Raw genomic sequence first — 15079 nt, forward strand, 5'->3', positions numbered from 1 at the left:
AGTTAAGATGACGAAAAAAGATCTCTATACCAATCAAATGGTATAGAGATCTTTTTTTGAAAAAGTAGTTGACAAGACAAAGAAAATGTGTGGCCGCTCTCACTACTGATTGAATAAAGAGGTAGTGAGAGCGGCCCTTGTAATTAAAGGAAACTTAGTTACAAGGAGGACACATATGAAACCCAAACAAATTAAAAAGCTTTTAGTAGATGAAATCCAAAAGTTAGCTGACAATCCGCAAGATTATTGTACCAATCCAGGTAGTGATTTTTTACGCAAAAGAAAATTGCCCATGAATAAAATTTTAGCTGGAATTATTGGAATGGGAAGTGGGAGCCTTACAAACGAATTATTAGATCTATTTGGTGCATCTGCAGATACACCCACTTCTTCTGCGTTTGTTCAGCAGAGGAAAAAGATAAAGCCCGAAGCGTTTAAGAAGATATTTGACGGCTTTTCAAGTAAACTTATAGATAACTTTAATGAAGATATGCCCATACTTGCTGTTGATGGGTCTGATGTACAGATTCCTACCAATCCTGATGATTTAAATTCATTTCATTCTGGAAAAGATGGAAGAAAATCATATAATCTTCTGCATATAAATGCGTTGTATAATATAAATTATTCTATTTATCATGATGTGATAATACAAAAATCTAAAGAAAAGAATGAACATAACGCTCTACAAGAAATGGTTGATCGTTCTGAAATTCCTAAAGCACTCGTGATAGCTGATAGAGGTTATGAATCTTTCAACAGCATGGCTCACATTCAAGAAAAAGGATGGTTCTTTCTTATTCGTGTCAAAGATGGAATTAATGGTATAAAGAATGGATTGGATTTACCCAAAACAGACTGTTTTGATATTGATATTTCTTTAAAACTTACAAGAAAGAAAACGAATGCAGTCAAAGAACTTTTCAAAGACAAAAATCATTATCGAAGTGTTTCTTCAGCCCAACCGTTTGATTATTTACCACTTAAAAACAAGAAATCTGAACCTGCTAAATTCTATGAATTACACTTCCGAATAGTGAGATTTCCTATTTCAGAAACTTCCTATGAAACAATAGTTACAAATCTAAATAGTGAAAAGTATCCTCCTGATGAGGTAAAAAAACTGTATGCTTCTCGTTGGGGGATTGAAACATCTTTTCGAGATTTGAAATATACGATTGGAATGTTAGATTTTCATTCAAAAAAGGTGATGTGTATCCAACAAGAAATCTATGCACATATGATAATGTATAACTTTGCAGAAATGATTACCTCCCACGTAGTCATTGAAAAAAAGCAAAGAAAGCATACATATAAAGCAAATTTCTCAGTTGCAGTGCATATGTGTAGGTTATTCTATCATGGAAAAGCAACATCACCTGATGTAGAAGCCATAATTGCAAAAAATCTCATTCCTATAAGACCTGATAGGCATAGGGAACGAAACTTAATTGTTAAGATTTTTCATGGCTTCCTTTATAGAGTAGCATAAATCTTTGTAAAAGAATATAAATTTTGAGGCAGATGCAAATCTGTCTATTTGTGGTACCTGGAAATAGAAAAAGAAGCTGAAGAAATAAATCTTCAACTTCTTTTCCTAGGGATGCGTTTCTATCACAATGTTAACTTAATGACATTGGTCATCAAACCTAGTTCCCTTTTTGCTTCTGATTTAATGCTATAAGAACTATACATTAAATCTAAATAATATGATGTCTCCATCTTGTACTACGTATTCTTTTCCTTCAAGGCGTACGAGACCTTTTTCTTTAGCGGCGGTGTAGGAACCACAAGCAACTAAATCATCAAAGTTAACAATTTCTGCACGAATAAAACCACGCTCAAAGTCTGAGTGGATTTTTCCAGCAGCACCAGGGGCTTTGGTTCCAACAGTAATTGTCCAAGCACGTACTTCTTGTGGACCAGCAGTTAAGTAGCTAATTAAACCAAGTAATTTATAGCTAGCTGCAACAAGGCGGTCAAAGCCAGTAGACTCAAGCCCTAAATCTTGTAAAAATACTTGTTTTTCTTCATCATCTAATTCTGAAAGCTCTTGTTCAATGCTAGCACAAATAACGAAAGTTTCAGAACCCTCTGCAGAAGAAAAGTCTTTTACGCGTTTAACATAGTCATTTTCAACACCACCAATTAAATCTTCTTCAGAAATATTAGCGGCATAAAGCATAGGTTTAGCGGTAATAAGACCTAATGAACCAATAAAGGCATCTTTGTCAGCATCCTCACCTAAAAGTGTGCGTGCAGCTTTGCCAGATTCTAAAGTACTATAGATTTCTTGTAAAATAGCAACTTCTGCAGCTATTGTTTTATCGGTTTTGGCAACTTTTGCAGATTTGGCAATTCTTCTTTCTAAGACTTCCATATCAGCAAAAGCAAGTTCTAAATTAATAGTTTCAATATCACGAATAGGATCTACGGTCTTATCAACATGAACAATATTATCATCTTCAAAACAACGCACAACTTGTACAATAGCATCCACTTCTCTGATATGAGAAAGGAATTGATTTCCTAATCCTTCACCTTTGCTAGCGCCCTTAATAAGCCCAGCGATATCTACGAATTCGATAGCTGCAGGTAAGACGCGTTGTGAATTATACATGTTTTTTAATACTTCTAATCTTTTATCAGGTACAGCTACAACCCCTACGTTAGGTTCGATTGTACAAAATGGGTAGTTAGCAGATTCTGCACCTGCTTTAGTTAATGCATTAAATAGTGTACTTTTTCCTACGTTAGGTAGTCCAACTATTCCAAGTTTCATATGTTTCATCCTTCCTCAAACTCAGTTATCCTCACCTCTTTGATCAAGAGGAATCTGTGAAATAAATAGAGTGATATGTTTTATCATGTATAGTTTATCGCATAATAAATAAAACTGCAATAAAATGCAGTTTTATTTACGATGACAGCAACTTTTACTTAGGAAAAAACCTAATAAAATGCCAAAAAAGAATAGAGTAGATGGAAGTGAGAGGATAGAACGTAAAGAACAATCGTCTTGTCCTTCTTTTTGTCTAGCTACAACACGATAATGTGGGAATTGGGATGTCATGGGTAGATTCTCCTTTAAATTAAGTTTAATGCTAGTATGAATAAAATGAAATAGAATTATACCTCGTTTACAGGATTGATGAAATCTCCTATAATAAGTCCTAGAAGGAGGCGTATTATGGAAATACCAAATATTTATTTCCCTCATTTGGGACTATCATTTCATTTATCAGCAGAGGCTTTTAGCGTTTTTGGTATAACGGTTTATTGGTACGGCATTATTTTAACCACAGGTATTATTTTAGGTACACTTTTGGCCGTCTATATTGCTAAGAAGGAAAGAATAAATCCAGAAATCATAACGGATTTTGTATTATATGATATCCTTTTTGCACTTTTAGGTGCTAGAATTTATTTTGTAGCATTTAAGTGGGATTATTATAAGGAAAACTTAGGAGAAATTTTTAATATTAGACAAGGTGGGATTGCTATTTATGGTGCCATTATTGCGTCTATTCTTGTTGCTATTATTTACACAGGATATAAGAAGATTAAGTTCTTCCAATTTGCCGATATTGCCACCTATGGCTTGATTTTGGGTCAAGCGATTGGAAGGTATGGTAATTTTGTGAATAAAGAAGCTTTTGGTGGTTATACGAACAATCCTTTAGCTATGGCTATTTTAAAATCAGAAGCAAAACCGCCTCTTTCAGATGAAGTACTTAATCATATTGTACGATTTGAGACTTTTGGAACTGCCGAATATATTCAAGTACATCCTACATTTTTCTATGAATCAACTTGGAATTTCATTTTGCTTATCCTATTGTTATTTTATAGAAAGCATAAAAAGTGTAATGGAGAAATCTTTTGTTTATATTTAATTGGCTACGGAATAGGACGATTTTGGATAGAAGGATTACGTACGGACCAGTTATTACTACACCTTACTGGGATTCCAGTTTCTCAAATTGTTGCCATATCATCCATAATTTTGGGAATAATTGGAATAATCATGTGTCGAAAATCATTCGTTAAACAATAAAATAGAATTAATTATCCAAAAAAAGAGAATAATTGTTGTTTTCTTCCAGAAACTATATTATAATACCTTATATAGATAAAAAAGGTTTTATTTTTGTTTTTTTTGTTTAAGGGGGATTAATATGAATGAAGTGAAAAAGAGCATTACATTTATGCAAAATAATTTAAACAAGCTCTTGCATACTGCTGGTCCAACTGGATGTAAAACACCGGGAATTTACTCACTAAGTATTAAATTAGATAAAGAAATTGTTAAGTATTATAAATCATTAAGTCATCACTAGTAAAAAAGGGCTAACCCTATGGGGCAATGTCATTAAGTTAACATTGTGATAGAAACGCATCCCTAGGAAAAGAAGTTGAAGATTTATTTCTTCAGCTTCTTTTTCTATTTCCAGGTACCACAAATAGACAGATTTGCATCTGCCTCAAAATTTATATTCTTTTACAAAAATTTATGCTACTCTATAAAGGAAGCCATGAAAAATCTTAACAATTAAGTTTCGTTCCCTATGCCTATCAGGTCTTATAGGAATGAGATTTTTTGCAATTATGGCTTCTACATCAGGTGATGTTGCTTTTCCATGATAGAATAACCTACACATATGCACTGCAACTGAGAAATTTGCTTTATATGTATGCTTTCTTTGCTTTTTTTCAATGACTACGTGGGAGGTAATCATTTCTGCAAAGTTATACATTATCATATGTGCATAGATTTCTTGTTGGATACACATCACCTTTTTTGAATGAAAATCTAACATTCCAATCGTATATTTCAAATCTCGAAAAGATGTTTCAATCCCCCAACGAGAAGCATACAGTTTTTTTACCTCATCAGGAGGATACTTTTCACTATTTAGATTTGTAACTATTGTTTCATAGGAAGTTTCTGAAATAGGAAATCTCACTATTCGGAAGTGTAATTCATAGAATTTAGCAGGTTCAGATTTCTTGTTTTTAAGTGGTAAATAATCAAACGGTTGGGCTGAAGAAACACTTCGATAATGATTTTTGTCTTTGAAAAGTTCTTTGACTGCATTCGTTTTCTTTCTTGTAAGTTTTAAAGAAATATCAATATCAAAACAGTCTGTTTTGGGTAAATCCAATCCATTCTTTATATCATTAATTCCATCTTTGACACGAATAAGAAAGAACCATCCTTTTTCTTGAATGTGAGCCATGCTGTTGAAAGATTCATAACCTCTATCAGCTATCACGAGTGCTTTAGGAATTTCAGAACGATCAACCATTTCTTGTAGAGCGTTATGTTCATTCTTTTCTTTAGATTTTTGTATTATCACATCATGATAAATAGAATAATTTATATTATACAACGCATTTATATGCAGAAGATTATATGATTTTCTTCCATCTTTTCCAGAATGAAATGAATTTAAATCATCAGGATTGGTAGGAATCTGTACATCAGACCCATCAACAGCAAGTATGGGCATATCTTCATTAAAGTTATCTATAAGTTTACTTGAAAAGCCGTCAAATATCTTCTTAAACGCTTCGGGCTTTATCTTTTTCCTCTGCTGAACAAACGCAGAAGAAGTGGGTGTATCTGCAGATGCACCAAATAGATCTAATAATTCGTTTGTAAGGCTCCCACTTCCCATTCCAATAATTCCAGCTAAAATTTTATTCATGGGCAATTTTCTTTTGCGTAAAAAATCACTACCTGGATTGGTACAATAATCTTGCGGATTGTCAGCTAACTTTTGGATTTCATCTACTAAAAGCTTTTTAATTTGTTTGGGTTTCATATGTGTCCTCCTTGTAACTAAGTTTCCTTTAATTACAAGGGCCGCTCTCACTACCTCTTTATTCAATCAGTAGTGAGAGCGGCCACACATTTTCTTTGTCTTGTCAACTACTTTTTCAAAAAAAGATCTCTATACCATTTGATTGGTATAGAGATCTTTTTTCGTCATCTTAACTTAATGACATTGCCCTATGGGGTTAGCCCTTTTTGTGTGCCATAAACTTGAGAGAGATTTGCTATTTAATAAAAAGTTAATGATTTATTAAGATTTGACTTGAAATTTTCATGAAAACAGCCTAAAATATAAGAAAATGGGTGTAAGTGGTGAGAAGTGGGGGGAAGTGGTGAATGTTTATAGGTGAATATAAGCATAGTCTTGATGAAAAAGGCAGAGTTATCGTTCCTTCTAAATATAGAGAAAAGCTAGGAGAATGTTTTATCCTAACGAAAGGACTTGATGGATGCTTATTTATTTATCCCCTCTCTGAATGGATGCTTTTTGAGCAAAAGCTGAAAGGGTTACCACTTACTAATTTAAATGCAAGAAAGTTTGTTCGTTTCTTTTTATCAGGGGCAGTGGAGTGTACGACGGATAAGCAAGGCAGAATTTTGATTCCAACTCATTTAAGAGTATATTCTGAGATTGAAAAAGACATAGTATTTATTGGAATGAGTAATCGAATTGAAGTATGGAGTAATAGTAAATGGGAAGCTTATAATAATGAAAGTTTGGATGTAGAATTACTAGCTGAGCAAATGGAAGAGTTAGGAATATAAAGGTGATAAAATGAAATTTGAACATGTATCTGTATTATTAAATGAATGTATTGAAGGTTTGGCCATTAAGCCTAATGGGACGTATGTAGATGGTACATTAGGTGGGGCTGGACATGCCAGAGTAGTATGTAGCTATTTAACAGAAGAAGGGCATTTTATTGGAATTGACCAAGATAAAAATGCTTTAGCAGTTTCTACCGAAAGGCTAAAGGATGCAAAGCCTAAAGTTTCAATTGTTAATAGCAATTTTGAAAAAGTAGCAGAGGTGTTAGAAGTATTAGGAATAGAAGGAGTGGATGGAATGCTTATTGATTTAGGTGTTTCTTCACATCAATTGGATGAACCTTCTAGAGGCTTTTCTTATATGCATGATGCACCACTTGATATGCGTATGGATCAAGATGGGGCTTATACAGCGTACGAAGTTGTTAATGATATGGCAGAAGAAGAGCTGTTTCGTATTATTAAAGAATATGGAGAAGAAAAATGGGCTAAAAGAATTGCTCAATTCATTGTAGAAGAAAGAAAACAAAAGCCTATTGAAACAACCTATGAATTAGTAGAAGTGATTAAAAAGGCAATTCCTCAAGGGGCAAGGAAGGATGGGCCACATCCTGCTAAGCGTACTTTTCAAGCTATACGTATTGCAGTCAATAGAGAGCTAGAAATTATTGAACCTACTATTAAGGCGATAGTGGATAAGCTCAATAGTGGAGGAAGACTTTGCATTATTACTTTTCACTCCTTAGAAGACAGAATTGTAAAGCATGCTTTTAGAAACTTGGAAAACCCTTGTACTTGTGCACCACATATTCCAATATGTGTATGTGGGAAAAAACCACTTGTAAAGGTAATAACAAGAAAACCAATTTTACCTTCAGATGAGGAGATAGAAATAAATCCACGTTCTCGAAGTGCTAAATTAAGAATTATAGAGAAGTTATAATTGGAGGGGTGAAGTATGGCAAAGGAGTTTAAGAAGGGGTATAATTATCAGTATGATAGTACAGCGCGGGCTTATGAACAGCCGATTATTAGTCCTGTACCAAGTACTGAGCCATTAAAACGTCCAAGAAAAGCTCAAAAGAAAAAATTAGATATTGCTTTTGGTATGCAACTTTCTTTTTGTGGTGTTGTTTTATTTACAAGTGCCTTTCTTTATATTAATAGTTATGCTTCGCTTCGCGCCAAACAAGGTCAACTGATTGAATTAAAAAATAATATGATAGCAGTAAAAAGTGCTATTAGTGAAACACAAGCGACGATATCAGAAAAGCTTAACTTAGATTATATACGTGAACGTGCAGCAAATGAACTTGGTATGAGAGAGCCTTTACCACATCAAATCGTTTATATTGAGTTACCAGAAGAGAGTTATACCTCATACGAGAAGTAAAGAAGTAGGTAGAAAGATGAAAAAACGGACAAGAGCAAAGAAAAAGCATAACCTAGTGACTAGAAAACACCTGAACAGGCGTATTGTTATTTTGAATATATGCTTCTTTGGTGTTTTTTTATTTCTAGGTTGGCAAGTAACAAGTATTAAAATCTTTAAAGGGGAAGAATATACCAAGGGTGCTTTAAGTAATATGACCAGAAGTGAATCTATTATAGCAGCTCAGCGTGGTGATATTGTAGATCGAAATCATAAGACATTGGCTACAAGTGTTTTGGCGTATAATGTTATTTTAAGCCCTAAAGATATTCTAACGCTTAAAGAAGAACAACAAGAAAAATTATATGCTACATTAGCTAAACAGGTAGACAAAACAGTCGATGAAATAAGAAACATCGTTAATGAAAGACCTAATTCAAAATATTATATTCTAGCTAAAAGAATATCTACTGAAAAAGCAGAGCCTCTTAAAGGTTTGGGAGGAGTAGCATTAGATAGAACTTATGTAAGAAAGTATCCAGCAGGTGAGTTGGCTGCACAAGTATTAGGCTATTTTAATAAAAATGAAGAAGGAAAATACGGTATAGAACAACAGTATGAATCCTATTTGGCAGGTAAGCCAGGTAGAGAATTTTCACAGATGGAAGGTTCTAAAATTATCACAAGACAATTACAAGATGCAGAAGCGGGAAGTACGATTACCTTAACTTTGGATGAAGTGATTCAACAATATGTAACCACAACTATGGAAGAATATATTGAGCAGTATAATCCCATTAATGCATCTGCAATCATAATGAATCCTAATACAGGTGAGGTTTATAGTATGTATTCCTATCCTAGTTATAATCCGAATACATATAATGATTTAAGTGAACAATTAGGAGCCAGTACTTGGAAAGGGTTGTCTTTAGATAAACAAACAGAAAAGCTTTTAGAGGCGTGGAAAAATCATACCATGCAATATATGTATGAACCCGGTTCTACTATGAAACCCATTATTATGGCAATGGCATTAGAAGAAGGTGTTATTAAAGGGGATGAAACCTACAATTGTCCAGGATATAAGGTTGTAGCAGATACAAGAATTAGCTGTTGGAAAACTGGTGGACATGGTGTACAAACTCTGGAAGAGGTAATAGCCAACTCTTGTAATGTGGGAATGATGGAGCTTACTAGCGGTATGGATAATGATGTTTTCTTAGAGTATATTAAGCGCTTTGGTTTTGGCGAGGAGACAGGTATTGAGTTAGCTGGAGAAGAAGTTGGCTTACTAGGCAAGAAATTAAATGTTGTGGATAAAGCAACTTATTCAATGGGGCAAAACCTGACAGTTACGCCGTTGCAACTTATTACAGCTTTTTCAGCAGTCGTTAATGGTGGGTATCTTATGGAACCCTATGTAGTTTCTAATATTATAAATGAAGACGGTGAAGAACTTCTTAATCAGAAAAAGGCAGTACGTCGTCCGGTTATTTCTTCTGAGATTTCTACTCTTGTGACGAGCTATTTGAAAAAGGTAGTAGAGGATGGAACTGGTACAGCAGCGGCTATTTCAGGGTATGATATTGGTGGGAAAACAGGAACTGGTGAAAAGCGGGTGAATGTTGACGGCAAGTTAGAGCGTCCAGAAGATGAATATGTTGTTTCCTTTATTGGAGCTGCACCTATCAGTAAACCTGAAGTTGTAGGATTAGTTGTTTTTGATGGTTTACCTGATAAAACAGGTGCTCCTTCAGCTGCTTTTAAAGAAATGATGGAAAATATTTTACCTTATTTAGATATTGAGCTGAATGTTAGCGCTGAGAATGCAGCAAGTACAGTAAGTGTAGTACCTGATGTTTCCAATAAAAATATTTATGAAGCGGTAGAGATTCTTAAGCAAAATGAGTTAGACTATGAGTTTGTTGGTGTAGGTAGTGAGGTTATAGATCAAGCACCAAAGGCTCAGTCTTTATGGAATAAAGGTGGAAGTGTAAAACTTTATTTAAAAACTAACCAAATGGATCAAATAGAAGAGGTTCCAGATTTGATAGGAAAAACAATAGAAGAAGCACAGACATTAGTAGAAGGTAAATTTGTAATTGAAGGTACTATCTCAGGAAGTATATCGAGTCAAATGCCAAAAGCTGGTACAAAAATAGAAAAAAATAATAAGATTATCGTAAAAACAACTGAATAATGGCATAATGCCTCCTCCTTTAAAATACACTTTAGGTAAGACAACTTTTAAAGGAGGAGTTTTTCTATGCAAAATGATGTTTCTCTTGCTTTAAAGAGAAGAATGCTGATTATAATGCTTTGCTTTACATTAGGTCTTTTAGGAATGGGTATGCGCTTAGCTTATGTACAAGTTATAGAAGGAAAAAAACTTCAAGAACTAGCAGATGAACAGCAAACGAGAAATAGAGCCATTACTCCCACTAGAGGAAATATTTATGACCGGAATTTAAATGTACTTGCAAAAAGTGCTTCAGTTGCTACTATTGGTGTAGTACATGCACAAATTACGGAACCAGAACGTGTTGCAAAAGTATTATCTGAGCATTTGAATATGGACTACGATGAAGTTTATAAGAAGGTGACAAAGCGAGTAGCTTTCATGCGTATTGCTACAAAGGTAGAAAAAAGTTTGGCAGATGAAATTCGTAGCCTGAATTTATCAGGTGTGAAAGTAGATGAAGATTCAAAACGCTATTATCCTTACCATACATTAGCTTCGCAGACATTAGGGTTTGTAGGAAAAGATAATCAAGGCATTATTGGGTTAGAGGTCAAGTATGATAGTTATCTGAAGGGTATTCCAGGAAAAATCTTAATGGAAACCAATGGTAAGGGTGAGAGAAGAGAGGAAGAAGTTGAGGTAAGGATTAATCCGGAAAATGGCAATCACCTTGTAACAACCCTAGATTTAACTTTGCAAGAGTATGCTGAACAAGCTATAGAAAAAGCTGTGGAGATGAAAGGAGCTAAAAGAGGGGCTATTATTATGTTGAATCCCCAAAATGGAGAAATTTATGCATTAGCTACAAAACCAGACTTTGACCTTAATGCACCTTTTACCATTAACAATGAAGCTATAGCGAATAATTGGGATTTATACTCATCAAAAGAAAAGCAAGAATTCTTAAATCAAATGTGGAGAAACTTCACCATTAATGATACCTATGAACCAGGATCTACCTTTAAAATTTTTACTTCAGCCATGGGACTTGAAGAGAATGTGGTAAGCGAGAATAGTCAATTTAACTGTTCAGGAAGTAAAGTAGTAGCTGGAAGAACCATCAAATGCTGGCGTAGTCCACGTTCTCACGGCGCCGAGAATTTTGTGCAGGGGGTTCAAAATTCATGCAATCCAGTTTTTATGGAGGTGGCAGAACGTGTTGGTGCTAGTAAATTTTACGACTATATGATAAAATTTGGCTTCAAATCCAAGACAAACATCGATTTGCCTGGGGAAGCAGTAGGAATCTTACATAATAAAAGTAATATTGGACCTGTAGAATTAGCAACCATGTCTTTTGGGCAATCTTTTCAAATTACACCTATGCAACTTTTATCTGCAGGTGCAGCAGCTGTTAATGGTGGTTATAAAGTAACGCCACATTTTGGTAAAGAGATTGTTAATGATAGGGGGGAAGTATTGACAACCTTTGAATATGCTAAAGGTGAACAAATTATCTCGAGTGAAACAAGTGAGCGCCTAAAAAAGATCCTAGAGAGCGTTGTTTCTGAAGGAGGAGGTAAGAAAGCTTATATTCCTGGTTATCGTATAGGGGGGAAAACTGCTACTTCACAAAAATTACCCCGTGGTTCAGGAAAATATACAGCCTCTTTTCTGGCTTTTGCGCCAGCTGAAAATCCAGTGGTAATGACACTGGTGATTATTGATGAGCCCCAAGGTACTTATTATGGTGGAACTATTGCAGGACCTGTTATGAAAGAAGTTTTATCTAATGCGCTTCCTTATTTAGGGGTTGAACCAACTTATTCAGAGACAGAACAGAAGTTGGATGAAGTTCAGAAAGTAATGGTACCTTCTTTTGTGGGAATAAAAGTTACAGAAGCAAAAAGCCTAGCGGAAAAGCAAGGAGTTGCGATTCGAATTGAAGGAGAAGGAAGTCAAATTGTTAATCAATTTCCTTTAGAAGGAGAGGTCATTAACAAAACGACGAAAATTATTCTTTATACAGACTAGATGACTTTTTTATCTGAATGAGTCGTGCTATAATAACTAGGAAATGAATAAGGAGGGTTACCATGGAACTAAGTAAACTATTAACGGGACTAAATTATGTATGTGTAAAAGGTAACGAATATCAGGAAGTTGACCATATGATTTATGATTCACGTATCAAGACAAATGCGGGATTATTTATTGCTATAGAGGGATTTAAAACCGATGGCCATCAATTTATTGAGGCGGCCATTGCAAATGGTGCAAAAGCTATTTTAGTACAAAAAGATGTAGAGATAAAAGAAGATGTTACAATCATTAAGGTGGAGGATACAAGGCTAGCTATGGCATTAGTAGCGAATAATGCCTATGGACATCCATCAAAGCAATTTGAACTTGTAGGTGTAACAGGAACTAATGGTAAAACAAGTATTACCTTTTTATTAGGACAGATTCTAGAAGCTTATCATAAAAAAATAGGAATTATTGGAACGATTGAAAATCGTATAGGAAGTCAAATTTTAAAAGCTGAGCGTACAACACCAGAATCTTTAGATTTACAAGCTTTATTTAAAAAGATGGTAGAAAGTCAAGTAGACACAACTTTAATGGAAGTTTCTTCACATGCTTTAGCATTAAGTCGTGTAGCAGGTTCTGATTTTAAAGTGGGTATATTTACGAATCTTACTCAAGATCATTTAGATTTTCATCAAACGATGGAAAATTATGCTGCAGCTAAAGCAAAGCTTTTTACTATGTGTGAAACAGGTATTGTTAATAAAGATAGTGATTATATAAACGAAATTATTAAAGGTGCTACATGTAATCTTGTAACGTATGCCATTGACAAGGATGCAGATTACAAAGCAACAAATGTAATAATAACTGCTGCAGGTGTAGAATATACTTTAGTGTGTGACCAGGGAACCTTTAAGGTTGATGTGCCTATTCCAGGTAAATTTACTGTTTATAATACATTAGCAGTTATTGCAGCAGCTCGTGCATTAGAAATTCCAATGACACATATTCTTGCAACGTTAAAAATAGCAAAAGGTGTTCCTGGCAGGGTGCAAGCTTTTAAATCTATCAAAGGTTATAGTGTATTAGTTGATTATGCGCATACACCCGATGGCTTAGAAAATGTTTTATCAACTATAAAAGAATTTGCACAAGGTCATATTATCACAGTATTTGGCTGTGGGGGAGATCGTGATAAAACAAAGAGGCCAATTATGGGAAAAATTGCTGCCACTTATTCCGATCATGTTTTTATTACCTCTGATAATCCAAGAACTGAAGATCCGCTTCTGATCTTAGACGAAGTAGAAGTGGGTGTTAAGGCAATAACAGATAATTATGTTAAAGTTGAAGATCGTAAGGCTGCTATTGAAATGGCATTAAGTGAAGCAAAAGCTGAAGATGTTGTACTGATTGCAGGCAAAGGTCATGAAAATTATCAAATTTTAAAAGATAGAATTATCCACTTTGATGATAGTGAAATTGTTAATGCGTATCTACAGGGGGAAATAGAATGAAATTAGATATACAAGACATTATATCAGCTGTAGGAGGCAAATGTATTCAAGAAGGTTTAATAAAACAACCTATTGAGGTGATTACAACTGACTCAAGAAGTCAGGTGACAAATGGTTTATTTATACCACTGAAAGGTGATCGCTTTGATGGACATGAGTTTATTAAAAGTGTATACGAAAAAGGAGTAATTGCCACCTTAACTATGGAGGATAAAGTGATTGACCCCCGTTTATGGACTATTAAGGTAGAGGATACGAGACAAGCGTTACTAGCTCTAGGACATTATTATAGAAATCAATTTACAGTACCAGTTGTAGGAATTACAGGTAGTGTAGGAAAAACAAGTACAAAAGAGATGGTTGCGGCTGTTTTAAGTGGCAAGTGGCATGTGCATAAGACGGATGGTAATTTCAATAATGAAATAGGTTTGCCACTTACCTTATTTAAAATGGATGCTTCACATGAAGCTGCTGTTATCGAAATGGGAATGAATCATTTTGGCGAAATTCATCGATTGAGTTTAGCAGCAGCACCAGAAGTGGCAGTTATTACTAATGTGGGAACCTCACATATTGAAAATCTTGGAAGTAGAGAAGGTATCTTAAAAGCAAAGCTTGAAATATTAGATGGTTTGATGCCAGGGGGCTTATTAGTACTTAATGGTGATAATGACCTTTTAAGTACAGTGGGTGAATTACCTTTTAATAAGGTGACTTACGGTTTAAATACAAGTAATGATTATTATGCAGAGGCTATTGCCAATGAAGGAGAATACACTACTGCAATAGTGACAACACCGCAGTATAAGTGCAACATACGTATTAAGGCATTAGGAGAACATATGGTATATAATACACTGGCTGCTATTGCTGTCGCCCAATATTTAGGTTTAAGTAAAGCTGAAATTCAAAAGGGATTAGAAAGCTATGCACCAGCAAAAATGCGTATGCATCTTGAAACTTATGATAATCAAATAACAGTTATTGATGATACTTATAATGCTAGTCCTGACTCTATGGAGGCGGCCCTTAAGGTACTTAAAGATTATGATACAAAGGGAAGAAAAATAGCAGTGTTAGGTGATATGTTTGAAATGGGAGAATTTGCCCCAGAACTTCACAAAAAGGTAGGAGCATTTGCTGCTGAAATAGGGATTGACAGAGTTTATGCAGTAGGGACTCTGGCAGAATATATTTTTATGGGTGCTAAAGAACAAGAAGGTGCACCAACATTTTATTATCCAACGAAAGAAGCGTTTATTGAAGTAATGCAAAGGGAACTTCAAGCAGAAGATACCGTTTTATTTAAGGCATCTAGAGGGATGCATTTTGAAGAAATGCTAGAAGCAGTAAGAAAGGTGAAGTGA

At 34.7% G+C, this 15079-nt stretch carries 12 protein-coding genes; 10 read left to right on the forward strand and 2 right to left on the reverse strand.

The window, feature by feature from the left end:
* The first annotated feature begins 175 nt into the window (after positions 1-175).
* The gene (locus tag QTL86_RS05555; RefSeq protein WP_127065015.1) at positions 176-1492 is read left to right on the forward strand and encodes an IS4 family transposase; all 1317 of its coding nucleotides are present in this window, start codon (positions 176-178) and stop codon (positions 1490-1492) included.
* 195 nt (positions 1493-1687) lie between these two features.
* On the opposite strand, the gene ychF is transcribed toward QTL86_RS05555, so the two are convergent.
* Positions 1688-2782 (reverse strand): redox-regulated ATPase YchF, encoded by a 1095-nt coding sequence (gene ychF / locus QTL86_RS05560; protein WP_127066834.1) that lies wholly within the window; start codon positions 2780-2782, stop codon positions 1688-1690.
* Positions 2783-3190: 408 nt separating this feature from the next.
* On the opposite strand from ychF, the gene lgt reads away from it, so the two are divergent.
* Together lgt and QTL86_RS05570 are read left to right on the forward strand one after the other, a co-directional pair.
* Positions 3191-4057, forward strand: a complete 867-nt coding sequence (gene lgt, locus QTL86_RS05565) for a prolipoprotein diacylglyceryl transferase (protein WP_127066833.1) — start codon at positions 3191-3193, stop codon at positions 4055-4057.
* A gap of 121 nt (positions 4058-4178) precedes the next feature.
* Complete coding sequence (locus QTL86_RS05570; RefSeq protein WP_013657342.1) at positions 4179-4340, forward strand: hypothetical protein; 162 nt, start codon at positions 4179-4181, stop codon at positions 4338-4340.
* Positions 4341-4511: 171 nt separating this feature from the next.
* On the opposite strand, the gene QTL86_RS05575 is transcribed toward QTL86_RS05570, so the two are convergent.
* Positions 4512-5828 carry an IS4 family transposase gene (locus QTL86_RS05575; protein WP_410496731.1) on the reverse strand — a complete coding sequence of 439 codons (1317 nt, stop codon included), beginning with the start codon at positions 5826-5828 and terminating at the stop codon, positions 4512-4514.
* 347 nt (positions 5829-6175) lie between these two features.
* On the opposite strand from QTL86_RS05575, the gene mraZ reads away from it, so the two are divergent.
* The 7 genes from mraZ (at position 6176) to QTL86_RS05610 (ending at position 15079) form a co-directional block, all read left to right on the forward strand.
* Positions 6176-6604, forward strand: coding sequence for a division/cell wall cluster transcriptional repressor MraZ (gene mraZ / locus QTL86_RS05580; RefSeq protein WP_013657341.1), 429 nt, complete (start codon positions 6176-6178; stop codon positions 6602-6604).
* 10 nt (positions 6605-6614) lie between these two features.
* The gene (rsmH, locus tag QTL86_RS05585; RefSeq protein ID WP_410496732.1) at positions 6615-7550 is read left to right on the forward strand and encodes a 16S rRNA (cytosine(1402)-N(4))-methyltransferase RsmH; all 936 of its coding nucleotides are present in this window, start codon (positions 6615-6617) and stop codon (positions 7548-7550) included.
* 15 nt (positions 7551-7565) lie between these two features.
* Positions 7566-8000: a hypothetical protein gene (locus tag QTL86_RS05590; RefSeq protein WP_127066831.1), complete on the forward strand. Its 435-nt coding sequence runs from the start codon at positions 7566-7568 to the stop codon at positions 7998-8000.
* Between the two features lie 16 nt (positions 8001-8016).
* Positions 8017-10182 (forward strand): penicillin-binding transpeptidase domain-containing protein, encoded by a 2166-nt coding sequence (locus QTL86_RS05595; RefSeq protein ID WP_410496733.1) that lies wholly within the window; start codon positions 8017-8019, stop codon positions 10180-10182.
* 66 nt (positions 10183-10248) lie between these two features.
* On the forward strand, positions 10249-12198 hold the full coding sequence (locus QTL86_RS05600; protein WP_127066829.1) for a penicillin-binding transpeptidase domain-containing protein: 1950 nt from the start codon (positions 10249-10251) through the stop codon (positions 12196-12198).
* Positions 12199-12260: 62 nt separating this feature from the next.
* Complete coding sequence (locus QTL86_RS05605; protein WP_410496734.1) at positions 12261-13712, forward strand: UDP-N-acetylmuramoyl-L-alanyl-D-glutamate--2,6-diaminopimelate ligase; 1452 nt, start codon at positions 12261-12263, stop codon at positions 13710-13712.
* The gene (locus QTL86_RS05610; protein ID WP_127066828.1) at positions 13709-15079 is read left to right on the forward strand and encodes a UDP-N-acetylmuramoyl-tripeptide--D-alanyl-D-alanine ligase; all 1371 of its coding nucleotides are present in this window, start codon (positions 13709-13711) and stop codon (positions 15077-15079) included. Before QTL86_RS05605 ends, QTL86_RS05610 begins: the two co-directional genes overlap by 4 nt.

The organism is Cellulosilyticum sp. ST5, from assembly GCF_046529625.1.
GTDB lineage: Bacteria > Bacillota > Clostridia > Lachnospirales > Cellulosilyticaceae > Cellulosilyticum > Cellulosilyticum lentocellum.